Source organism: Nonomuraea sp. CX421 (assembly GCF_059358955.1).
Genome location: NZ_JCADBK010000014.1, coordinates 1 through 19837, shown reverse-complemented (window position 1 = coordinate 19837; position 19837 = coordinate 1). Strand labels below are relative to the sequence as shown.

At 65.7% G+C, this 19837-nt stretch carries 27 protein-coding genes; 7 read left to right on the top strand and 20 right to left on the bottom strand.

Annotated features, from left to right (window positions below):
* Positions 1 to 21 precede the first annotated feature (21 nt).
* From AC5L3X_RS23935 to AC5L3X_RS23855, 17 genes are all read right to left on the bottom strand, one after another.
* The gene (locus tag AC5L3X_RS23935) at positions 22 to 1185 is read right to left on the bottom strand and encodes a tyrosine-type recombinase/integrase (RefSeq protein WP_494859744.1); all 1164 of its coding nucleotides are present in this window, start codon (positions 1183 to 1185) and stop codon (positions 22 to 24) included.
* On the bottom strand, positions 1185 to 1400 hold the full coding sequence (locus AC5L3X_RS23930; RefSeq protein ID WP_494859743.1) for a helix-turn-helix domain-containing protein: 216 nt from the start codon (positions 1398 to 1400) through the stop codon (positions 1185 to 1187). The genes AC5L3X_RS23935 and AC5L3X_RS23930 overlap by 1 nt, the downstream gene beginning before the upstream one ends.
* Positions 1401 to 2969 carry a replication initiator gene (locus AC5L3X_RS23925; protein ID WP_494859952.1) on the bottom strand — a complete coding sequence of 523 codons (1569 nt, stop codon included), beginning with the start codon at positions 2967 to 2969 and terminating at the stop codon, positions 1401 to 1403.
* A 62-nt stretch (positions 2970 to 3031) separates the two neighbouring features.
* The gene (locus tag AC5L3X_RS23920; protein WP_494859741.1) at positions 3032 to 4471 is read right to left on the bottom strand and encodes an FtsK/SpoIIIE domain-containing protein; all 1440 of its coding nucleotides are present in this window, start codon (positions 4469 to 4471) and stop codon (positions 3032 to 3034) included.
* 88 nt (positions 4472 to 4559) lie between these two features.
* Positions 4560 to 4871 (bottom strand): hypothetical protein, encoded by a 312-nt coding sequence (locus tag AC5L3X_RS23915; RefSeq protein WP_494859739.1) that lies wholly within the window; start codon positions 4869 to 4871, stop codon positions 4560 to 4562.
* A complete protein-coding gene (locus AC5L3X_RS23910; RefSeq protein ID WP_189122475.1) occupies positions 4868 to 5134 on the bottom strand; it encodes a hypothetical protein in 267 nt (88 codons plus the stop codon). Before AC5L3X_RS23910 ends, AC5L3X_RS23915 begins: the two co-directional genes overlap by 4 nt.
* Positions 5131 to 5541: a plasmid replication, integration and excision activator gene (locus AC5L3X_RS23905; protein ID WP_494859737.1), complete on the bottom strand. Its 411-nt coding sequence runs from the start codon at positions 5539 to 5541 to the stop codon at positions 5131 to 5133. Before AC5L3X_RS23905 ends, AC5L3X_RS23910 begins: the two co-directional genes overlap by 4 nt.
* Positions 5542 to 5672: 131 nt before the next feature.
* On the bottom strand, positions 5673 to 6494 hold the full coding sequence (locus AC5L3X_RS23900) for an integrase (protein ID WP_494859736.1): 822 nt from the start codon (positions 6492 to 6494) through the stop codon (positions 5673 to 5675).
* A gap of 5 nt (positions 6495 to 6499) precedes the next feature.
* On the bottom strand, positions 6500 to 7342 hold the full coding sequence (locus tag AC5L3X_RS23895) for a sigma factor-like helix-turn-helix DNA-binding protein (protein WP_494859735.1): 843 nt from the start codon (positions 7340 to 7342) through the stop codon (positions 6500 to 6502).
* Between the two features lie 415 nt (positions 7343 to 7757).
* Complete coding sequence (locus AC5L3X_RS23890) at positions 7758 to 8165, bottom strand: ATP-binding protein (RefSeq protein WP_189122479.1); 408 nt, start codon at positions 8163 to 8165, stop codon at positions 7758 to 7760.
* Positions 8166 to 8266: 101 nt separating this feature from the next.
* Complete coding sequence (locus tag AC5L3X_RS23885) at positions 8267 to 9103, bottom strand: helix-turn-helix domain-containing protein (RefSeq protein WP_494859733.1); 837 nt, start codon at positions 9101 to 9103, stop codon at positions 8267 to 8269.
* Positions 9104 to 9500: 397 nt separating this feature from the next.
* Entirely contained in the window at positions 9501 to 9935 is a 435-nt protein-coding gene (locus AC5L3X_RS23880) for a nitroreductase family deazaflavin-dependent oxidoreductase (protein WP_494859732.1), read from the bottom strand.
* Entirely contained in the window at positions 9932 to 10393 is a 462-nt protein-coding gene (locus AC5L3X_RS23875) for a VOC family protein (RefSeq protein ID WP_494859731.1), read from the bottom strand. Before AC5L3X_RS23875 ends, AC5L3X_RS23880 begins: the two co-directional genes overlap by 4 nt.
* Before the next feature lie 551 nt (positions 10394 to 10944).
* Positions 10945 to 11559 (bottom strand): hypothetical protein, encoded by a 615-nt coding sequence (locus tag AC5L3X_RS23870; RefSeq protein WP_494859730.1) that lies wholly within the window; start codon positions 11557 to 11559, stop codon positions 10945 to 10947.
* Between the two features lie 412 nt (positions 11560 to 11971).
* The gene (locus tag AC5L3X_RS23865) at positions 11972 to 12394 is read right to left on the bottom strand and encodes a type II toxin-antitoxin system VapC family toxin (protein WP_494859729.1); all 423 of its coding nucleotides are present in this window, start codon (positions 12392 to 12394) and stop codon (positions 11972 to 11974) included.
* The gene (locus tag AC5L3X_RS23860; RefSeq protein WP_494859727.1) at positions 12391 to 12627 is read right to left on the bottom strand and encodes a hypothetical protein; all 237 of its coding nucleotides are present in this window, start codon (positions 12625 to 12627) and stop codon (positions 12391 to 12393) included. Before AC5L3X_RS23860 ends, AC5L3X_RS23865 begins: the two co-directional genes overlap by 4 nt.
* 573 nt (positions 12628 to 13200) lie before the next feature.
* A complete protein-coding gene (locus tag AC5L3X_RS23855) occupies positions 13201 to 13926 on the bottom strand; it encodes an FAD-dependent monooxygenase (protein ID WP_494859725.1) in 726 nt (241 codons plus the stop codon).
* Between the two features lie 51 nt (positions 13927 to 13977).
* Between AC5L3X_RS23855 and AC5L3X_RS23850 the strand changes: the two genes are divergently transcribed.
* Together AC5L3X_RS23850 and AC5L3X_RS23845 are read left to right on the top strand one after the other, a co-directional pair.
* The gene (locus tag AC5L3X_RS23850; protein WP_494859723.1) at positions 13978 to 14181 is read left to right on the top strand and encodes a hypothetical protein; all 204 of its coding nucleotides are present in this window, start codon (positions 13978 to 13980) and stop codon (positions 14179 to 14181) included.
* Positions 14182 to 14191: 10 nt separating this feature from the next.
* Positions 14192 to 14659, top strand: coding sequence for a Clp protease N-terminal domain-containing protein (locus AC5L3X_RS23845; RefSeq protein WP_494859950.1), 468 nt, complete (start codon positions 14192 to 14194; stop codon positions 14657 to 14659).
* 129 nt (positions 14660 to 14788) lie between these two features.
* Here AC5L3X_RS23845 and AC5L3X_RS23840 read toward each other — a convergent pair whose 3' ends face one another.
* The gene (locus tag AC5L3X_RS23840) at positions 14789 to 15199 is read right to left on the bottom strand and encodes a type II toxin-antitoxin system VapC family toxin (protein WP_494859721.1); all 411 of its coding nucleotides are present in this window, start codon (positions 15197 to 15199) and stop codon (positions 14789 to 14791) included.
* Positions 15199 to 15351, bottom strand: a complete 153-nt coding sequence (locus AC5L3X_RS23835; RefSeq protein ID WP_494859719.1) for a hypothetical protein — start codon at positions 15349 to 15351, stop codon at positions 15199 to 15201. Before AC5L3X_RS23835 ends, AC5L3X_RS23840 begins: the two co-directional genes overlap by 1 nt.
* 537 nt (positions 15352 to 15888) lie before the next feature.
* On the opposite strand from AC5L3X_RS23835, the gene AC5L3X_RS23830 reads away from it, so the two are divergent.
* Positions 15889 to 16248 (top strand): type II toxin-antitoxin system RelE/ParE family toxin, encoded by a 360-nt coding sequence (locus tag AC5L3X_RS23830; protein WP_494859718.1) that lies wholly within the window; start codon positions 15889 to 15891, stop codon positions 16246 to 16248.
* The gene (locus AC5L3X_RS23825; RefSeq protein WP_494859716.1) at positions 16245 to 16562 is read left to right on the top strand and encodes a helix-turn-helix domain-containing protein; all 318 of its coding nucleotides are present in this window, start codon (positions 16245 to 16247) and stop codon (positions 16560 to 16562) included. The genes AC5L3X_RS23830 and AC5L3X_RS23825 overlap by 4 nt, the downstream gene beginning before the upstream one ends.
* Here the strand turns inward: AC5L3X_RS23825 and AC5L3X_RS23820 are convergent.
* Entirely contained in the window at positions 16526 to 17281 is a 756-nt protein-coding gene (locus AC5L3X_RS23820) for a site-specific integrase (RefSeq protein WP_494859714.1), read from the bottom strand. The two genes, AC5L3X_RS23825 and AC5L3X_RS23820, sit on opposite strands and share 37 nt — an antisense overlap.
* Positions 17282 to 18068: 787 nt before the next feature.
* Here AC5L3X_RS23820 and AC5L3X_RS23815 point away from each other — a divergent pair.
* From AC5L3X_RS23815 to AC5L3X_RS23805, 3 genes are all read left to right on the top strand, one after another.
* The gene (locus AC5L3X_RS23815) at positions 18069 to 18245 is read left to right on the top strand and encodes a hypothetical protein (protein WP_494859713.1); all 177 of its coding nucleotides are present in this window, start codon (positions 18069 to 18071) and stop codon (positions 18243 to 18245) included.
* A gap of 31 nt (positions 18246 to 18276) precedes the next feature.
* Complete coding sequence (locus tag AC5L3X_RS23810; RefSeq protein ID WP_494859711.1) at positions 18277 to 18588, top strand: protein kinase domain-containing protein; 312 nt, start codon at positions 18277 to 18279, stop codon at positions 18586 to 18588.
* A 90-nt stretch (positions 18589 to 18678) separates the two neighbouring features.
* Positions 18679 to 19764, top strand: coding sequence for an IS630 family transposase (locus AC5L3X_RS23805; RefSeq protein WP_494859709.1), 1086 nt, complete (start codon positions 18679 to 18681; stop codon positions 19762 to 19764).
* Positions 19765 to 19837: the final 73 nt, after the last annotated feature.

Genomic DNA, 19837 nt, shown 5'->3' with positions numbered 1-19837 from the left:
GTTCGGGCCATTAACGGGCCATTAACCAGCGGCGACGGTGTCGTCACCTCTCTTCGTACGTGCCTTCTGCTCGGCCTCCACTCGTGCGCTGAGAGCATCGGCGATCCTCTGGTCCGCGTCGCGTGTCGCGTGCTGGTAGATCAGGGCCGCTCGGTCGCTGTCGTGTCCCATGCGCGCTTTGAGGTCGGCCAGGCTCGCGCCGGACTGTGCCGCCAGCGTGTTTCCCGTATGCCGGAGATCGTGGAAGTGCAGCCCCTGGACTCCCATCTCTTTCAGCGCGTCCGCCCACCGGGCCTCACGCCGGAAGTTGCCGCCCCGCAGGAAGCCGCCACGCTTGCCCAGGAACAGGAAGGCATCGTCAGCCTCGTCGACGAACTCGGCGAGGTGTTCGGCCAGCGCCGGAACGATGGCCGAGGGGATGCTGACCGTTCGCCGGGCAGCTCGCGACTTGAGTGGGCTGAGGCGCATCTCACCGTCGTCCAGTTCGAGGAGCTGTTCCCGGACATGGACCGTCCGTCGTTCCAGGTCGATGCCGGTACGGCGGAGCGCGATGGCTTCGCCCCAGCGCAGGCTCGCGAAGGTGGCCAGCAGCACCAGGGCCTTGAAGCGCCTGTCGGCCATCCGGTCGGCCAGCTCGAAGACCTGGGCCACGGTGAGGACGGGCCGCTCGGGTGTCTGCTCGTTGTCGGCGCCCTTGATGCGGCACGGGTTGCGGGCGATCAGCTTGTCCTCTTCGGCCGCCGTCATCAGGACGGCCCGCAGCAGGCGGTACGCTTTGGCGGCGGTGGAGACCGAGACGCCGTTGCCGAGAAGACCCGCGCGCCAGGTGCGGATCATCTGAGTTGTGAGCTTGCCGATCGCCACCCCGCCGAGTGTCGGCATGATGTGGCGGTCAAGCAGCCATGTGTACAGCTCGACCGTCTTCGGGCGCAGGCCGGGACGCTCCTTGATCCAGGTCTGGGCGTACGCGCCGAGTTCGACCTTGCCGCGATCTGGGTCCGTCCAGTCCCCCGAGATCATCTGAGCCTCGATGAGCGTCAGTGCCCGGTCGGCGTCCGTCCTGGTGGCATACGTCGTTGAGCCGGTGTGCATCCGGCCGTCAGGCCCGGGGTAGCGGATCTGGAACCGTCCCGATTCCCGCTTGCGGATGTTGCCGAAACGGCGGTGGTTGTCCTTGTTCGCCATCAGGCGGCCCTCCCGGGGGATGGAGTCACGTCGGCGGATCGCATGGGCGCGACCGTGCTCGCGACGACGTAGGCGATCAGCGCCGACTCGCGGATGCGCACGGGCCGGCCGAGCTTGACGAACTCGATGCGACGTTCGGCGATCAGCCGCCGGACGAAGCGAGGGGAGGCGTTGAGCAGTTCCGCCGCCTCCTCCACGTTCAGGAGCTTGTCCATCTACGCCGCCTCCTCTCCGGTTGCCGAAGGATCTTGGCCGTTGGCTCTGGCTTCCAGGTCTCGCAGGTGAGCGCGCCAGCGCTGACGTTCGGCGACGCTCCGCAGCAGCCGTATGCCGATGGGCGAAAGGTCCGGGTCACTCGGCTTGACGGGCCGCCAGACATAGCGGTGCGGATCGGTCGGCTCGTCGGCCTGGCCGAGGGCTTCCAGGACCCAGGTACGCCGGTCCTGCTTGTGTTCCGCCATGGTCTTGTTCGACCACTTGCGGGAGACCAGGACACGACGGCCCGCGTAGCCGAGGTGTTCGGGCTTGTGGGCCTTGGAACGGCACCGGCCGGGAGCCATGCCGGCCTTGGCGCCCTTGGGCTGCACGCCGTACCGGAGCCAGTTCGGGCAGGACGGAGAGCAGGGTTCGTAGCGCAGAGCGTCGACGAAGCGGGCCGCGTGCTCTCGCTGGGCCGGTCCGTCGAGGGCGTCGCCGAGGCTCTTGGTCAGGTACTTGGACAGGTAGCGAATGCACTGGTCGGCGTCCGGAGTGCCGGACAGGATGCCCTTGACGTCCACCTGAGTCCCGAAGCGGAGCACGTGCAAGGGTTCGGCCGCGTCGTCCTGGTCCAGCTCGTCGAGAGCCTGATCCCAGGTTGGCAGTACTTCGCCGGAGTCGGGGTCAAGGTAGCCGACGCCGTCCTGCCAGACGGGCAGGTGATCGCCCTCGAAGCGGACTCGATCGCAGGACGGCCACCACACCTGGTGGTAGGTCGCCGCCGCGATCTGTTTGATCTCCGCGCGTGGCAGAGTGCCGCGGATCGCCATGTGCAGATGTGGTGCGAGCCGCTTCTGTGGCTCGACGCTGGCGAAGTACTGCACGTCGTAGCCGGCCACGCGGCGAAGGTTCTGCACGAACCGATCGACCAGCTTGGAGAAGTGCAGCGCGTCGCGGGCCGCCCGCGCGTAGTCGTAGCTCTCCGGGTCGACCGGCACGCCGTCACGCACCTTGCCGTACGACGGGAGTGTGAGCGTGACGAACAGCGAGGGCCGATAGACCTTCCCATCGGAGGACTCGAAGGTCCGCCCGAGGGTCGTGTTGACCATCTTGCGCTTGGGCAGATCGGGAGCATCCTGCCGCCGCCTGGTCGAGCGCACCCGCTTGGGGCTGGTCCGGCCGACGACGTTGCCGCGCATCCCTGCCTCGTTGATCTCCTCGTCAAGCCCGACGAGGACCGCGTCCCAGTCGCTGGTGTTCTCACCGGCAACGGCCGCCGCATCGCGCCGAGCCTGCATGTCCGCGCGGAACTCCACCAGCCAGCGCTGTTCCTCGGTGGCCGGGGCAGGGCTGTCAACGGGTTCTTCGGCGACGTGCCACCCTTCCCGGCACTGCGCCATCCGGAGCTGCCGGTTGCGCTTGGCGCAGGAAGGACACTTGCTCTCCATCGTCGCCCCACACGGGACATCGACGATCTCCGCCTTGCCGGTGACCAGGTCGAGCCGCCGGAGGGCGACGGGCCGGACGCAGACGCCGTTGAGCTTGGCGACCTCTTCGGCGACCTCGCGGGCGAGCGGCTGGGCCATCCGCAGCGCTCGTGGGGTTGAGCGACGGGAGATCGAGACTCCCGACGCGTATCTCGGATCGTTCAACGGACCTCCTTTCCGACCTCGGAGGCGCTGGCGAACTCGGCGGCCATGTCGCGGATGTCGTCATCGGCGACATAGGCCGTGCGGACTCTGACCGGGTCGGGCGAAGTCTCCAGCCGGACGTAGGCCACGCCCGCGCCCAGCTCCGGACGAGGTGAGATTCGGTCGGCCAGCGCGCCACGGTTTCGCGCGCCGTCACCGAGGACCATGTCCACCTGCTCGGACTCGTCGAGCCTGAGTGCGATCTTGTCGGGAAACAGGTTGCGGATGTTCATGACCTCCTTGCGGGGATCCTGGAGAGCCGCCATGACGCCGATCCCGACCGCGCGCCCTTGCGTGGTGAGCGTGGCCAGAGCAGCGGAGATGCGCCGTCTCAGGTCCTTGTCCGACTGGTAGGCGGTCAGGAAGGCCACCTCGTCGACGAGGACCAGGACGAGCGGATCGTCAATGGTGGGCGTGTGTGCCCGCTGGTGGCCGGCGAAGCGCGCGGCTCGGGCCTGCATGACCTTCACGGCGTCGTCCAGCAGGTCGGCGCAGTCAGCGGGATCAGCGGCATAGCGGGAGCCGAAGAGCATGCGGCCGAACGACAGCTCCATCAGCTTGGGATCCAGTGCCCAGATCTCGACCAGGCCTGCCCGAACGGCCGGGAGCAGCCCGCGGACCGTGGACCAGATGACCGAGCCCTTGCCCGCTCCGGTGGCACCCGCGACCAGGACATGAGTGCCGTGCACCTTGAGCAGCCAAGGCCGCCCGTCCTCCTGCTTACCGACCTCGACCGGGCCCACGCTCGGTTCATCGGAGATCGGAAGCGCTGGCATCGGCTCGGCCAGGGGATCACGTCTTGGGAAGGTGAGAATGAGCCGTCCGGCATTGGCGACGGTGACGCGGCAGGAGGTGGCGCCGAAGCCGTGCGCGAGGTGGTCGGTGCGGTCGGTCCAGTCCTTGACGGCTTGGCCGTCGAGCATGCGGACGGTGACGGTGTCGGCCCAGGAGGTGCACGTGATCTTTCCCAGGCGGGGCAGGTAGTCGCGGCCTCGCAGGTGCCTGCCGAGACCGGAGACGACCATGACGGGTTGCCAGTGACGACGGTAGACCCAGATGAGCCGCCACCAGGCCAGCAGCCGGTAGCCGACCCAGCGGGCGAAGCTGGAACGGTCGGTCAGCGCCCAAGCGACGAGACCGACCGGGACCGGAGTCGTGAGGAGCAGCGCGGTACCCCAGCCGTAGACCAGGGTGATGACGGCGGGGGTGCTCGCGGTGGTGACCGCGATGGGATGCCGCCAGATCGTGCGGACGAGCCCGGCGAGCAGCCGCCAGGCGACGATGGTGATGGTGATGATCGCTGGGGTGGTGACGACGGCCGGGCGGAAGACGACGGCCGTGTCGGGCGTGGTGGTGACAAGGTTGCGTGTCTCGTCACCAGGCAGCCGCTTGAACATAAGCTTGGAACCTCTCGTGAGTGAGATCAGGGAGAAGAAGATCGGGGGCCGCCGGAAGTTGGCGCTTCTGGCGGCCCCGCCTTGCGTGTCAGGCCGCTGTGTCGCTGGTGGCCTTGGCCGACTGTTCGATGTGCAGACGCTCGCAGTCGGCCAGGTAGCGAGCGGCGGCATTGAAGATCTCTCGGGCGGTGGCCAGGTCGGAGTCACAGACCGGCCCGGCGACGGTGGTGGAGATGGACACCTCGGCCTCACCGGAGCAGAACTCCAGGAACGGCCGCGGAGTGTCGAGCATCCCGGCGCGAACCCGGAGCTCGGCGGTGTGGAACGAGACGCCCAGACATGGAGCCGACTCCGGCCGCATCGACAGCGTGACGTAGGTGTAAGGGTCGAGATTCGTCACGCCGCCGTCACCCCGCGCCGATGAATCCGCTCCACGCACCGCGCGAAGTGCTGCGCCTCCTTTGCGAGTTGCCGCGCGAACTCCACTTCAGCCGCCGTCACCCGGTCCGACGCTGCCGTGGTGACCTGCACCTGAACCAGTCCGAACATCAGCGCCAGGACAGGAGTGCGGAGCTGGTAGGCGTAGTTCTCGGCGATCGCACCGGAACGGGTGTTGAGAGTGATCACGCCGGTCGGCCGAGCCTGTCCACGCCGGGCTGTCACGCCGCGTCCTTCGCTGAACTGGGCTTGCCGACCGGCCGGGGAGCCCGCATCTCGCGAACCCGGATGGAGTAGGCGAGCCTGTCGTTGCCGTTAACGTACGGCGTGACGGTTATCTGGTCGAACTCGACCGGTGTGAACGGTAGCCCCGGCATAGGTGCCGGAGGAACCGGCTGTACCGGGGAGAGGATCTTCACCGCCACCGTCTTCTGAGCCGCCTTGAGCGTGGGGTCCGCGTCCATGACCGAGACCTGCCAGACCAGTTCACCGGCCTGCTTGTCCCGCGCCTGCACGAACCGTCCGTTGGTTGAGGCGTCGAAGTCCTTCACCGGCTCGACCTCCCCCACGACATAGCAGCCGTGCGGGAAGACCATTGCGAACGTCACAGGGATCGGTCCCTGAAGTGCCATCGTCCCTCACCTCCTTGTCTATCCCCCTAGACGCCAGCGGCAGTTCCGCTTGGTTAACTGTCTAGGGGGCTATGCAGAGGACGATAACCGCAGTCTCCCCAACTGTCTAGGGGGGTAAACAGATCGGCGTGTCAGAGTCGCCAGTATGCGACGGTGGCATCGTCGTGGGCTTTGCTGCGTGGCCAGCGAGCGCCGTGCGGGTCGGTTCGTTCGGCCGTACGGATCTGGTTGATGAGTTCGGTGGGGCCGTCGTTGTCCAGGATGGCCAGCAGTTGTCGCCAGTCGGCGAGGCCGAAGAGGTCGACCAGGCGTGATGCCCCGTCGCTGAGCAGGGCTGCAGCGCGTACCGCGTCGGTGGGAACGTTGCCGGTGAGGGCGTGTTCGGCCGCCTGGGGGTCGGCGGAGGCGACCCAGTAGCCGTTGTCTCGGTTGCGGTGGCGGAGCAGGGCTTCTACGAAGGCGTAGCGTTCCTGCTCGTGGTCGCTGGAGCCGGTGGGCAGGGAGTCGAGGCGTGTTCGCAGGCCATCCGCGACACTCTCCAGCCGATTGTCACTGATCACCATGGGTTCGGCCGTGGTGTGCATGTCTAGTACGAGGACGGAGTCGGCCAGGACCAGCCAGTCGAGGGAGTCGGGTGTACGGCGGAGTAGGAGCACGGTCGCCGATGGTGATCCAGGATGGGCGAGGTCGCAGGACGAGGAGTGCAGTGAGGCGACGGTCTTGATGCTCTCGGCCAGCATGTCGGCCAGTGGGCGGTCGTTGACTGCCAGCATGCCGAGGAGGGACGAGCCGAGCATGCGCGTGTACCAGGCCACGCTGTGGACGCATCCGGTCTGCAGGCGTGCGGGATGGCCGGCACCGTCAAGGACGACCACCGCGTCAGGGGTGGCGCCTACGAAGTCTTCGTTTTCCCGGTCGGGACCGGCCACTTCAGTGGCGAAGGTCAGGCTCACGCTGATCAGTCCTCGTCGTGCCGATACAGGGGACTTGCCAGTTCCGCCCGGATGGGTTCCCCGGTCGTGGGGTCGTACTCGACCGCGACGACTGCGGAGAATCGGTGATCTCCTACGTGGCCCCACAGGGTGGCCGTTTCGTTGGCGAGAAGTTGGATCACGCCCAGTGAGCCGCTGGGGTGGATGCCGGCAATCGCGATGATCGTGCCGTTGCCGTCCGGGCGGGCGAGACGACCAAGGTAGGCGGAGTCGGTGGGCCGCTGTGGGTCGCTCTGGGATCCGGACCGGTACACCGTGCCTGTCCGCGTGTCCCGCAGCAACCAGCCCTTGTCGTCCCGGTCCCACCGGATAACAGGGTCGCGATCGTAGGTATCACGCATAGCCGCCGACATTCGCGGGCCGCAGATGACCAGCAGGCCGGACCGGTTGAGGTTGATCTCTCCGTCAACGCTGACGTTGTCGGTCGCGACGTCCAACCCGAAGCTGCGGGCCAGGTCCTCCAAACGCTTGCCGGCGCGCATGTCGTCCAGTGCCACGACGGACCGCGAAGTTGCGGCGTCGAAACGCAGTGGCGTCACCACCGTCACAGCGCCCCGGCCGAGGAACGCGCCTTCGGGTGCCGGGCCGGTGTGCCGGATCTGGTGAATGCGACCGCGAGTGAGCCCCGCTTCCTTGGCAATCTGCGCGTACGAGAGCCCTTGTGCATGCAAGTCCTGGATGACTCGTCTGCGCAGCCGGGCAAGCTCGGTGACCTCCTGCTGAGCAGCGCTGAGACGCTCGGTAGCGACCCGCAACAGTTGGAACGGGTCTTCTATCGCAGCGATACGCTCAACGTCACTCGGCGGCATCGGTCCCCCTTTGATCAATGCGAGCGAGTCTAGGCCCCTAGACGCTTTGCCGTCTATCCCCCTCGACAGAATGATTTCAACCGGTTCGCCGGTTTTTGAGCTGACCGCACGGATTGCCGAGCGTCGATTGGGGACACCCCGCGGACTCACCGAGCCAGACCCGTCAGCAAGGCCTGCCAGGTAGTACGGGCTTCCATGACCCGCACCCGATGAGTCTCGGCGACGGTCGGCGGACGATCCTGGGTGACACGCCGGATGAAGGCCAAGCCGCCGGACTCGCATAGTTCGTAATAGACGCACCGGCAGTCGCAGGTCCAGGCGATCACTCGACATCGCCCGTCGTCGCGAGGCGCGTGCCAGTCGAGCGACGCGCACGATGACTGCCGCATCGGAAGATGCGGTGCCAGGCAGGAGGTCATCGACGTGCTGCCGTATGAGGTGCCGTGCTCAGCATGGCCCATACCGTTCGACCGTGGTCGTCGCCCCACACGCCCCAGTTGGTCGACAGGCTGGTGACAAGAAGCAGACCGCGTCCGCCTTCGCCCTCGGGACAGGGCCGAAACACCTTGGGTGAGGACGGACTGCCCTCGTCGAGGACACCGAGCCATAGCTGGTTCGGGTGAGCTTGGACACTCACCAGGAAGCGGCCCCCGAACCGGCCGCTGTTGGTGTGGCGTATCGCGTTGGTGGCCAGTTCGCTGACGATGAGTTCGGCTTCGTCGATGACGGGCCAGCCGTGCAGGAGCGTGGTCACGAACCGTCGCGCTTCCGTGATGGACGGGGCGGAGCCGAGGAAGTAGCGAGAGAAGCGCCAGGCCGACATGGGGAAGCTCCGTCGTCTAGGGGGCTATACATCGGATGGCGTCAGACTATGAGTCAGGCTAGAAGTAGCTCAAGCTATTCGACGCATAAATGCGTCACTTCTCAGAAGTGATCGGGCAAGCGCTGGAAGTCGTCAGCGATCCTGCCGAGCAACGCGCGCAGCTTGTCGCCGTACACCGCCACGGCCGCGAACGCCTCGAACGTCTCGACATGCGTCGCCAGCTCGTCGGCCTCGGAATGCATGAGATCACCGGTCAAGCTCTCGACCACGCTCACGGAACCGTCGTAGACGGTGAATCCGTGCAGCGGGAACGCCGGCACCTGGACGGTCCACGGGACGACGCCCAGACTCACGTGAGACAGCGTCGCCACCTGAGCCAAGCGGTCAAGCTGGGCCGACATCAACAAGGGAGGTCCAGGCCAGGTCCGTACGGCTCCCTCCGTGAGCAGGAACGAGAACTCCCGGGCCGGATCGAAGAGCACGGCTTGCGCCTCCACACGCACGGCCGCGGCCTTGGATGCGTCGTCCTCGTCGACATCACGGCCAACCGCCACCGCCAACCGGGCGTACTCCGCCGTCTGCAGAAGCGCGGGAATGATCGCGGACTGGAAGCAGATCACCTGACGACTCGCTCGTATCCGGGAAGCGTTGGCAGCCTCCCGGCCGGCAAGCCCAGCCTTCAGGCGGGAGACCTCGTCGCGGAGTCGTGCAAGCAGAGCATCCAACTCGGCGCGACTGGCCTGGTCGAGCTGGAGTGCGGCAACCAGCCGTTCGACCGTATCGGCAGTGGGGAGCAGTTGCCCTGTCTCAATCCGAGAGATCGTAGGCTGTGCGACTCCTGCCACCTGCGCGAGACCCTTGCCGGTCAGCCCTTTGTCCTTGCGTAGCCGCCGCAGCAGCTCACCCAGCGCCCTCAGCCGATCCCGTCGCTCCACCACACCGAGCGTTCTACCACCAGACCGCGCCAGTCACTGCCGAATTGTTCTTATAGGTGATCAAGCGGCGGCGCGGCGCGCCGCCGTACCTCCGGCCCTCCGCCCGCCCGCCGTCCGGGCGTGCGGCCTGGGGGCCGGTCCCGGACGGCGGCGGGACACCGGGCCGGGCACCGCACGCCGCCCTCGCCGTACCAACCGAACGCGCTGGCCGGGTTGCCGCGCCGCCGCCCAGATACCGCCCTACGATCGCCACGGCATGGCCAGTCGCCGTACGTGCTTGGGGGCGATCGACGATCCAGGGTTCGTTCCTCACCCTGGCTCACCGGGGAGCGCGGCTGATCACCCCGGAGGGGGCGTAGGAGTATTGATGTGCCGCGCGAGATGAGCTAGTCGACGACAGCTAGGCGCTCGTCCTCTCCAGGACGATCACCGGAATCCGGCGGTCAACCTTGTCCTGATATGAGATGTACTGCGGCCACAGCTGCGTCATCATCCGCCACAGCCGCTCTCTGTCGGCGCCGGTGACCTCCGCCGCCCGTGCAGCAAAGCTCTCCGGACCGACCTGTACGCCGACCTGCGGATTGGCGAGCAGGTTGAGATACCAGGCCGGATGTGTGGCCAGTCCGCCGTTGGACCCCACCACAACATACCTGCTCGGTCCGTCCGTGCCGTAGATCAACGCTGTACGGCGGAGCTTGCCGCTCGCCCGCCCTCGTACGGTGAGCAGGAGCGTGTTCACGCCCCACTTGCGATGCCCACGTTCGCCGCCCGACTCCACGTACTCCCGGATGTGCCGAGCGACCCATGCGGTCGGGCTGTCGTGCAACTCGCTCATGACCGCTCCCCGAACCAGGCGTCCCGGGTCGCCGCAAGGCCGGCCGCGGGCTCCAGGTCTTGGCTGGGGGTGAAGAACTCCCACAGGTACCCGAACGGATCAACGCATTCGAAGATCCGGTCTCCCCACGACTCGTTCATCGGCTCGCAGGTGATCTCGCAGCCGTTGCCGAGGCAGTAGGCGTAGACGGCCTCGAGATCGTCCACGCGCAGCCCGAGCGCAACTCCCAACCCTCGCGGACCTTGCTGGATCCGCTGTTCACGCTCGGTATCGGGAAACGGCATGCCCTGCAGCGCGTCGACAAGCAGTCGCACCTCACCGCGCTCCTGGATGATGAACACCGGCCGTCCGCCCGCGTCGGGCACCCTGCCCACCTCGTCGAAGCCAAGTCCCTGGTAGAAATCCCCGGCCGCCTTGACATCGGCAACGCGCAGGCCTACCCGAAATGATCCTGTCACCGCTCAGTCCTCCTCTAGATCAGCTGGACAAGCGGTTCCACCCTGCCGGGACGCTCCCGCAACAACAAGACTTCACTTTCGGCCCCGCATGCTATCGAGCGAACCTCTAGAACATGAGCCTTCCTCATGAACAATGGGACATTGCATGGCCGCGATTCCTTTACGGGGTGACGCTGCCGCCGACGCCGATCTCGGAGCCGTCGCCTGGCAGCACATCCCCAATCTGCTTCGCAGCTGACATGATCGGCATCTGGCGAACCCCAGGTGACTGCCGGACAGGCCTCTCTTGAGCGAGTAGACCGAAAGCAAGATCCGGAACATGTGCGGATTACGACCTGTCGATGAGAAAGATGGTGGGCGGAAACCTCAGGTCAACGCCACAGCACCTCGAAGACAGACCTTCCACTTCTAATCCGACGCCCTTGGAAGCTGCGTGCCCGTTGCGTGCCCGTTCGGTTGGCGACTTGGGGGGAGTCGCGGGGACTCAGACGGCATGATCTTGAAAGACTTCCCAAGCTGACGGTCCGGCAGGGTCGACAATGGGTTCCCGATCAGCAATAGGTCGGATCCTGGCCCTCGCGGTCGAACTCCTCCCGGGAGATCACCTTGTCCGCCAAGACGATCTCTGAGTCCACTCCGTTGACATCTGGAGTCTTCAACGGGATGCTCTCTCCTCGCTGAACGAGAACCTGGCCCGGTTTGAGCTTTGCCAAGTCGACTGCTCGGAAGCTGACATGGCCGGTATTGACCTGGCTGTTTCCCCTTCCTTGGAAACCGAACGCGGTGTAGGTGATCCCAGGTTTCAAGACGACCGGTCCTGGATCCGCCGTCCAGCCATCGGCTGGGGCGTCGAGACGAACCGACGCGCTCTGTCCGTCCAGATCCGATGCGATGAACCTCGCGTCATCGACGATGCGAGTGGATGGCTCAATGCTTGGAGTGGCCGAACGGTGGCCTGTGGTGCCAGCGGTCGGCGCGCTGGAGTACGGTTCGTCGTGGTAGACGATCACTCCATCCGGCGTTGCGCCATCGCACCATGCCAAGGCGATGATGGGGTGGCCTTCTGTATCGACGCTGAATCCGGTCGCTCCCTTCACGGGAGGCGTGCAGGCCGCCACACCCATCACGATCACGGCCGTCAATGTGATCTTCAGGCATCGCCGCATGCCCCTCAGGGTAAGAAGCATCAGCCCTGCACCATAGCCGCGTGATCTTATCGGAGCCCGACCGTTACGAGGAGGACGGAGGAGTAGGAGACGGACTGCGTGGTATGCCGCCACAGGTGTAGGCGTGATCGCCGGGCCATTAGCGGGCCATTAAGAGGGGGCAACAGCGGTCACTCGCGGGTACGCACGGAGAGTCGAACGTCCAGGTCAACGCTCGTCTCCCGCCATGATCGGTCGGTTTGCAAGCAGGATGTCAGCGGTTCGAATCCGCTAGGCTCCACCGCCACACACCTCGTTCCTGTTCAAGGGACGGGGTGTTCGTGTTTCGGCGGTCATAGTCGCCAGTAGGCGGCGGTGGCGGCGTCTTGAGTCTTGCTACGTGGCCAGCAAGCGTGGTGCGGGTCGGTTTCGCCTACCGAGGGAGCAGGGTGAACGCGGGAACGTGCACCGGGCGGACCACGGAGAAGTCCCGGACATCGATCGTCATCACTTCGGTGACCCGCATCCGCTCCGCCACGGCCACTACTGAGGCATCGGCGGCGCCCAGGGGAAGGTCGTGGTACCGCTCAACGAGGACCGCGATTCTCGAAAGATCCGCCTCAGTGAGATCGACGAGCCGAAACCACCCGGACTCAAGCAGCCGGAGGAACGCCGCCTCCGCCTTCGCCCCGCCAAGCTTGCCGATCATGTAGCAGCTCTCACCGGCGACGAAGCTGGGGACGAGCAGCGGCTGATCGGCGTGGTGGAGCCGCGTGAACTCCTGCACGCAACGCTCGTGGTTCTTGTCGTCCCGAAAGGTCGCGGCCACAATCGGGCCGGTGTCGACTACGATCACGCTTCGTGACCGTAGTCCTCCGCGAGGATTTCTTCTACCCGTTCCGAGGCGTCGCTACGACCTGCTTGGAAGGCGCCGAAGAGAGTTGGCAGGCCATCGGGGCTGAGCTCAGGTTCTTCGATGCGCGAGTGGACTAGCCGGAGCAGCCGCGCACGCTCTTCACGCACCTGATCCGGCCGAAGCTGGTCGACCAGCCGGTGAAGATCTTCGTACTCTTCCTGCGGTGCCGTCATGCTGTCGAGTTTACGACTCGATCGCGGATGACAAGAGGTTGGTAGCCACCATCGGTCCGGAGTTCCAGGAGCCCGATGTCCACGGTTCCCTGCTGTGCAAGTCGAGGAGGACTACGGCAGCCTTGCTACCGGCCCGGACACCCATGGTTCTCTCGGGAGGCGGCGCAGCACGGGTTCGCCTCGTCGGTCGATGTGCGCGCGCTCATGGACCGTAGGTACGTGATTGATCGCCGGGCCATTAAGAGGGGTCAACAGCGGTCACTCACGGGTACGCACGGTGAGTCGAACGTCCAGGTCGACGCTCGTCTCCCGCCACGATCGGTCGGTTTGCAAGCAGGATGTCAGCGGTTCGAATCCGCTAGGCTCCACCTCGAAAGACGCCCCGCTCTCGATCATGAGAACGGGGCGTGAGTGTCTAACTGAGCCACTAAGCCCTCTCGTTCGTCTCTCCTGGTCCCGTGCGACGCAGGCCCTGCCGCCGACGTGATCAAGCTCGTCACCTTGGCTCAGCGTCAGCGGTGCACCGTCCAGATCCTCGCTGCCCCTGCATGGAAGAAACGACGCCCGCCGCGATCAGCAGCAGGCCGCCCGCAGGACCGCTTGCGCCCCGAACCGGGTGTTGAGCCGTGCCGAGACGAACAATGACACGCCTCTGATGCCCAGCGCCGCCGGGAGCATCGCCAGACCGGTGCCGAGCGCGCCGGAGTCGCGTACGTCAGCAGGTGGAGGACCACGGCCGCCTGGCTCGCGCGGCTGTGACGAGTCTGTCCTCACGATCTGTGGGCGGCAGATGGGTGCCCGAACCAGGTTTTGATCGCTTCCGTGAGCCCGTCGGTGTCCGCCCAGGCCACGTAGCCGTCCGGGCGGATCAGCAAGAGGTCGGCGGGCGGGTCGTCGCAGCGGGCGCTTATCACGTCGATCCAGTTGGGCCATTCGCTGTTGGGTGAGACGCCGTACGCCGAGTTCGGCCGCGCGTTCGCCCAGCAGTCGCTCCAGCCGGGGCTGCTGGATCATCAGCATGCGCAGCGGGATGTCGTCCAGCCCGGCGAAGCGCAGCGGAATCGGTCCGAAAGGGAACCCGGGCGGAACGCCGAAGAAGGGACTGCCGACGCTTAGGCGCACCAGCAGGCCGCGGTGGTCGAGCAGGTCGATGATCTGCCCGCCGAGCCTGTTGGCCTTGGGCAGGTCACCCGGCTCTGTCCGCTTGTCGAGCACGATCAGGACCGTGCCGGTGAGGCTCAGTTCGCAGGCCAGCATGAGGCCGACAGGCCCCGTTCCAATGATCACGATGTCGTCCATGCCTGTCAGGCTAGATTGACAAAAGGAGGACTGTCAATCTAGCCTGACAACGTGGAACTGGAAGAACTGTCTGAACGCATCAGGTCGAACGACCCCGCCGTCGGGCTCCGGGCCGTGAGTGCGCTGCATCGGCTGGCCGAGCAGGTCGAGGCGGTCTCGGTGGCGCTGGCCAGGGAGAACGGGTGGACCTGGGAGCAGATCGGCGACGCGCTCGGCATGTCGCGGCAGTCGGTGCACGCGAAATACGGGAAATGAGGGGATCGTGATGTTCGAATCAAACAAGAGCCCGTTCGCGGTGGTGGTGAAGGCCGCGGCCGAGGAAGCCAGGCAGCGTGGCGATCGTCGTATCGGCACTGAGCATCTGCTGCTCGGCCTGCTGCGCGACCCGCGTTCCGCGACCGCCTGCGCCTTGGGCGTGGATCTGGCCGCCGCCCTCGACGCGCTGGCCGCGCTCGACGCGGCGGCCTTGCGGGCGATCGGGCTTGATGTGGGCCAGACGCCGCTGACCGGGCCGCGCCGCCACCCTAAGGTCGCGGGCACCGCACTCACCACCAGTGCCAGAGCCGCCATCAACCTGGCGATCACGACAACGACTCGCAAGAACCGCAATACCCAGGCCCCCAGCCGGCTGCTGCTCGCGCTGCTCGACCAGCGGAGGCCGGACCCGGTCGCGGAACTACTCGATCACCTTGGCGTGAACCGCGCCGAAGTCCGGGCGCGAATCGAGTTGTGAACGGCGGTCAGCCGGGCACACGGTGGTCGGCCAGATGGGGACTGTACGGTCAGCGATGTGGCTCGGTGTCTCCTAATGGCGACGGCTGTTCGTTGCCACTATTTGGCGTTTTCCACCTCTCGCATGGGCCTACTGCGGACGGGTCACCGGGACTACGGTGAGAAGGTGATCAAGGCCTTTGAAGTCCTTGGGGTTGCAGGTGTAGAGAGGGAGCCGGTTCGCGATCGCCACACAGGCGATCATCAGATCCGCCGTGCGGGGGCGTGGTTTGCGGCCTGAGGAGATAACGGCAGTCCACAACTGGCCGTACTCGCGAGCTGCGGTGTCGTCGAAGGGGAGTGGGTCGAATTCGGCTTCGGCGGTCTGGAGGATCTTCATGCGCTGGGCGAGCTCCTGTGGCCCTGTCGCCACCAGGACGCCGACTGAGAGCTCCGCGGTGGTGATGGCGCTGATCATCAGCTCATCGGGAAGTTCATCGGGATCTATGCCGGCGCGCAGGATGAGGATGTTGGTGTCGAGTAGCCCTAGGGGGTGGGTCATCACTCGTCCTCGGCGGATTCGCGTCTGCCGTATGCGCGATCGTATGGGTCGTAGAGCTCGTCGTTGACGTGGCGGTCCATGTGCTCGCGGTATTCGCGGTCGTCCAGCCGGGGCATGCCACGCGACACGGCGGCGAACTCGGCGCGTGACACGGCCCGTCGCCGGCGGCGGAGAGGGACCAGATCGCCGATGTGATGGCCGTTACGGGTAACGGCGTATCGCTCCCCACGTTCTAGGCCGTCCATGATCTCCGCTGACCGATTGCGTAGGTCACGCTGAGAGATCTCATGGGAGTGATCAGGCTCGGGAGTACTCACATTCCAAGTCTACAGCGTTGTGCTATTCCGTGCTACCGCGTAGCACGCCTGGTCAGCCGAGAGGTCCGAAGCAGAAGGGGAGCAACCGGACAGGGACCGCTTCCGGGCCGACGCGAAGATGCCTGAACAGCAGAGAATTACAGCAACGGGGCCGCGCTGTGGCTCACTCTGACGTCCTCCAGCACACGCCGCCGTGCAATATCTGTGCAATGATCTTGCTCGCTACAGATCGAGGCGCGGCTATTAAGAATCTTGCCCGCACGCTGACGGGGAACGTGCTGAAGCCGATGAGTTGTCGTGCGGCGCAGGGCGGCAGCCCTGGTGCGCTGGTTTTCCGGGTAGAGGGGTATAGTATTCGCTATACTTCGGTATGTGGCCGACGAGTGGGACGTATACGTCGTCGACGAGGTGCGCGAATGGATCGAGCAACTCGACGACGCGGCACATAAGCGTGTCGTGCAAGCGATCGATCTGCTTGCTGAAGGAGGGCCAGGTCTGGGTCGGCCGCTGGTCGATACAATCACCGCTTCACGTCTGCAGAACTTGAAGGAGCTGCGGCCGGGGACGGTGCGGATCTTGTTCGCCTTCGATCCGTGGCGATCCAGCATCCTGCTGGTTGCGGGTGATAAGGCCGGGCGGTGGAACGCTTGGTACAGGCAGGCCATCCCGATCGCCGAGCACCGCTACGAGGTCTACATGAAGGAACGGCAGGCGGAGGAGGGCGGATCGTGACGAAATATGCGCGCTGGAAGGACATCCGTGCTGAGCACGTCGAACGTGCCGGCGGCGAGGAAGCCGTGGAGGCGGGCAAGCAGGAACTCCTCGCCAAGGTGCAAGGACACCGGCTTGCCGAGATCCGCCGTAGTCGGGGGATGACCCAGCAGGACATCGCACAGCGTATGGGGGTCACCAAGGGCCGCGTTTCGCAGATCGAGCAAGGCAAGATCTCCGGACAGGACGTTCTCGCCCGGTACGCCACTGCTCTCGGCGGTCAGCTCCATCAGTCGATCTACTTCGACGATGGGGACATCGCAGCCATTGCCTGAGATGTGGGCGAGACGCCGAAATCCTGCGGTAGCAGTTCACGCCTCCTCGGAACGACCAAGGTAGGCCGTCGGCCGGGGAGCTGTGTACAGCAGCAGGTACAGCAACATCGGCTTACGTGATCACATGCCATCAGCCCGTACCTGCCGCCTGACCAGTACGAAGGCCTCTCTACGGGGAGGCCGGCTCCTGTTTGCAAGCAGGATGTCAGCGGTTCGAATCCGCTAGGCTCCACCTCGAAAAACGCCCCGCAACCGATCACGGTGCGGGGCGTTCGGGCCATTAACGGGCCACTCGCGCCGGACTGTGCCGCCAGCGTGTTTCCCGTGTGTCGAAGATCGTGGAAGTGCAGCCCCTGGACTCCCATCTCGTTCACCGACTCCGTCCACCGGGCCTCCCGCCGGAAGTTGCCACCCCGCAGGAAGCCGCCGCGCTTACCCAGGAAGAGGAAGGCGTCGTCGGCCTCGTCGACGAACTCGGCGAGGTGTTCGGCCAGCGCCGGGACGATGGCCGAGGGGATGCTGACCGTTCGCCGGGCAGCTCGCGACTTGAGCGGGCTGAGGCGCATCTCACCGTCGTCCAGTTCGAGGAGCTGTTCCCGGACGTGGACCGTCCGTCGTTCCAGGTCGATGTGGGTACGGCGGAGCGCGATGGCTTCGCCCCAGCGCAGGCTGGCGAAGGTGGCCAGCAGCACCAGGGCCTTGAAGTGCCTGTCGGCCATCCGGTCGGCCAGCTCGAAGACCTCAGATCGGGGGTGGCAGCGCCCCAGAAGCCGTCGTCGCGGTTTCTGGTTCGGAAGTTGATCGGCGCAAGACCACTTCTCACCAGGGGCTCCACTACGTTCCGGGCCAGATGGCCAGAATCTGCAGGGTGGGGCCATTCCTCTTCGCCGATCCGACGATCACGATCCGTCATGGGCGCTTACGCGGAATGCCTCACTGCTTCGCATTTCGTCCCGTCTCGCCCTGCTTTGTGTCAAAAGCACTCATGTGTCCCCTGTATCACACCAGTCTGATAGAGAGGGATGGACCAGGCAGGCGGGAAGACCGGGCGGAGATTGCGGCTTTCGCTATTGACGAGCTTTCTATCCTCTACCAAGATTGCGATGCACTATGCACAAGCGATCTAGAACGGGGAGAACATGGCAGCAAGTTGTCGTTGCGGCGCGCCTGTAAGACGCTGCGAAAAGTGTAACGGTGATGGCAAGGCCATCTTCGGTGAGTGCGGATACTGCAGTGGAACCGGTTTTCAATGTCCCGAGCACGAGGGCGACTGGACTTAGGCTCGATTCGTCAGCGGCCTGTGTCGTGTGAGTGGCTCTGTAGTTTGCTCGTAATGTTCCCTGTGGGGGCAGGGTGGGCCGTCACGTGACGCTGCGGGGCGCCGGGCTCCTCGGGCCCATGGTCTCCTTTCTTGGCGTTGGCGTTGGCGTTGGCGTTGGCGTTGGGGCAGGGCATGAGGAGTTCTCGGATGTTGCGCCAGTCAGGCGAGAAGTTGCAGGTCACAGGTTGATCGCGCACGGCATGGCGGCCGAAGGAGCCGTACCACAGGCAGCAGCTGAATCGTTCGACTCCACCCTCAAGGTCGAATACGTCCACTGGCACCGCTTTGCAACGCAGGCCGAAGGCCGCCTGAAGATCGCCACCTGGACCAAGGCGAGGTCTCAGGAAACCATCGCCGCATAATCGAGTCTCCACGCTGGCCGGCGCTCTGCCTGTGCCGGTGATCATGAGCCTGACTGCCTCGGTCGCCAGGGCCCTGCAGGCCGTGCACGCGGCGGGCATCGTCCACCGCGACCTCAAGCCGAGCAACGTGGTGCTGGCGGCCGACGGCCCCCGGGTCATCGACTTCGGCGTGGCCAGGGCGGCCGACGCGACCCATCTCACGCTCAGTGGGATGCGGGTGGGTTCGCCGCAATACACCTCGCCCGAGCAGATACACGGGCATCCAACCACGTCGGCGACCGATGTGTTCGCGCTCGGCGCGGTCATGTACTACGCGGCCACCGGCCAGCCCGCCTTCGGCTAGTGAGCTGGTGGTGAGTCTCGTGGTCACCACTTGGGTTGCTTTCCGTATCTCGGTGGTGACTTCGGGCCGGACTGCAGGTGTGCTCAAGGAGTGGCAGACAGCAGATTGGCGCCGCTGGAGCTGACCGCGCACGAACAGACGACCTTGCAGGGCTGGGCGTCACGACGGTCGACAGCACAAGGGCTGGCGTTACGGGCGCGGATCGTGCTGGAGTGCGCGCGGGGCGGATCCAACCTCGCCGTCGCGGCGCGCCTGGGAATCGCTCGTGGCACGGTGACCAAGTGGCGGGCCCGGTTCCTGGCCGCGCGCCTGGACGGACTGAGCGATGAGCCCCGGCCCGGGGTGCCCCGCACCATCACCGACGCCCAGGTCGAGCAAGTGGTAGTGATGACGCTGGAGAACGCCCCGAAGGGCGAGACACACTGGTCCAAGCGGCAACTGGCCGCACGGATCGGCATCTCGCCGAACAGTGTCGCCAGGATCTGGAAGGCCTTCGGGCTACAACCCTGGAAGACCGAAACATTCAAGATCTCGCCCGACCCGCTCCTGATCGACAAGATCCGCGATGTTGTCGGCCTCTACCTGGCTCCGCCGGCCAACGCGGTGGTGTTCAGCGTGGACGAGAAACCCCAGATCCAAGCCTTGCAGCGCAGCGCTCCAGTGCTGCCGATGATGCCCGGCGTGCCCGAGCGGCGCAGCTTCGACTACGTCCGGCACGGCACCGTCGACCTCTTCGCAGCCCTCGACATCGCCACCGGCAAAGTGGTGGGCAAGGTCACCGCCCGGCACACCGCCGACGACTTCCGGGACTTCCTGGCCGACCTCGACGCCATCGTCCCCACCGGCCTGGACGTCCACGTCATCTGCGACAACCTCTCAGCTCGCAAGGCACCGGCGGTGCAGCGGTGGATCGTCGCCCATCCCCGCTTCACCCTGCACTTCACTCCCACCTACTCGGCCTGGCTCAATCAGGTCGAGCGGTGGTTCGCCGAGCTTCAGCGCCGCTGCCTGGAGCGCGGGGTGTTCTGCTCGGTCGAGCAACTCACCACCGCGCTGCAGGACTGGATCGCCGTATGGAATGACAACGCCCGGCCGTTCGTCTGGAAGAAGACCGCCGATCAGATCATCGACCGCATCTGCCACTACTGCTCACGTATTTCTGGACCAGCTCACTAGTACGGCAGCCGCCATTTGCTGTGTGAGCTGGGACGACGTGGTGCCGGGCCGGCGTGAGTTTCTGGCGGAATCC

Bases quoted from the DNA above. Each gene is read 5' to 3' on its own strand.
- AC5L3X_RS23890 (WP_189122479.1), bottom strand. From the start codon at position 8,165: ATGTCGGCCTGGCGCTTCTCTCGCTACTTCCTCGGCTCCGCCCCGTCC.
- AC5L3X_RS23855 (WP_494859725.1), bottom strand. From the start codon at position 13,926: ATGGACGACATCGTGATCATTGGAACGGGGCCTGTCGGCCTCATGCTG.
- AC5L3X_RS23880 (WP_494859732.1), bottom strand. From the start codon at position 9,935: ATGAGCGAGTTGCACGACAGCCCGACCGCATGGGTCGCTCGGCACATC.
- AC5L3X_RS23930 (WP_494859743.1), bottom strand. From the start codon at position 1,400: ATGGACAAGCTCCTGAACGTGGAGGAGGCGGCGGAACTGCTCAACGCC.
- AC5L3X_RS23860 (WP_494859727.1), bottom strand. From the start codon at position 12,627: ATGACGGCACCGCAGGAAGAGTACGAAGATCTTCACCGGCTGGTCGAC.
- AC5L3X_RS23870 (WP_494859730.1), bottom strand. From the start codon at position 11,559: ATGCGGCGATGCCTGAAGATCACATTGACGGCCGTGATCGTGATGGGT.
- AC5L3X_RS23845 (WP_494859950.1), top strand. From the start codon at position 14,192: ATGTTCGAATCAAACAAGAGCCCGTTCGCGGTGGTGGTGAAGGCCGCG.
- AC5L3X_RS23840 (WP_494859721.1), bottom strand. From the start codon at position 15,199: ATGACCCACCCCCTAGGGCTACTCGACACCAACATCCTCATCCTGCGC.
- AC5L3X_RS23920 (WP_494859741.1), bottom strand. From the start codon at position 4,471: ATGTTCAAGCGGCTGCCTGGTGACGAGACACGCAACCTTGTCACCACC.
- AC5L3X_RS23895 (WP_494859735.1), bottom strand. From the start codon at position 7,342: ATGCCGCCGAGTGACGTTGAGCGTATCGCTGCGATAGAAGACCCGTTC.
- AC5L3X_RS23905 (WP_494859737.1), bottom strand. From the start codon at position 5,541: ATGGCACTTCAGGGACCGATCCCTGTGACGTTCGCAATGGTCTTCCCG.
- AC5L3X_RS23935 (WP_494859744.1), bottom strand. From the start codon at position 1,185: ATGGCGAACAAGGACAACCACCGCCGTTTCGGCAACATCCGCAAGCGG.
- AC5L3X_RS23820 (WP_494859714.1), bottom strand. From the start codon at position 17,281: ATGGCCGACAGGCACTTCAAGGCCCTGGTGCTGCTGGCCACCTTCGCC.
- AC5L3X_RS23925 (WP_494859952.1), bottom strand. From the start codon at position 2,969: ATGGCCCAGCCGCTCGCCCGCGAGGTCGCCGAAGAGGTCGCCAAGCTC.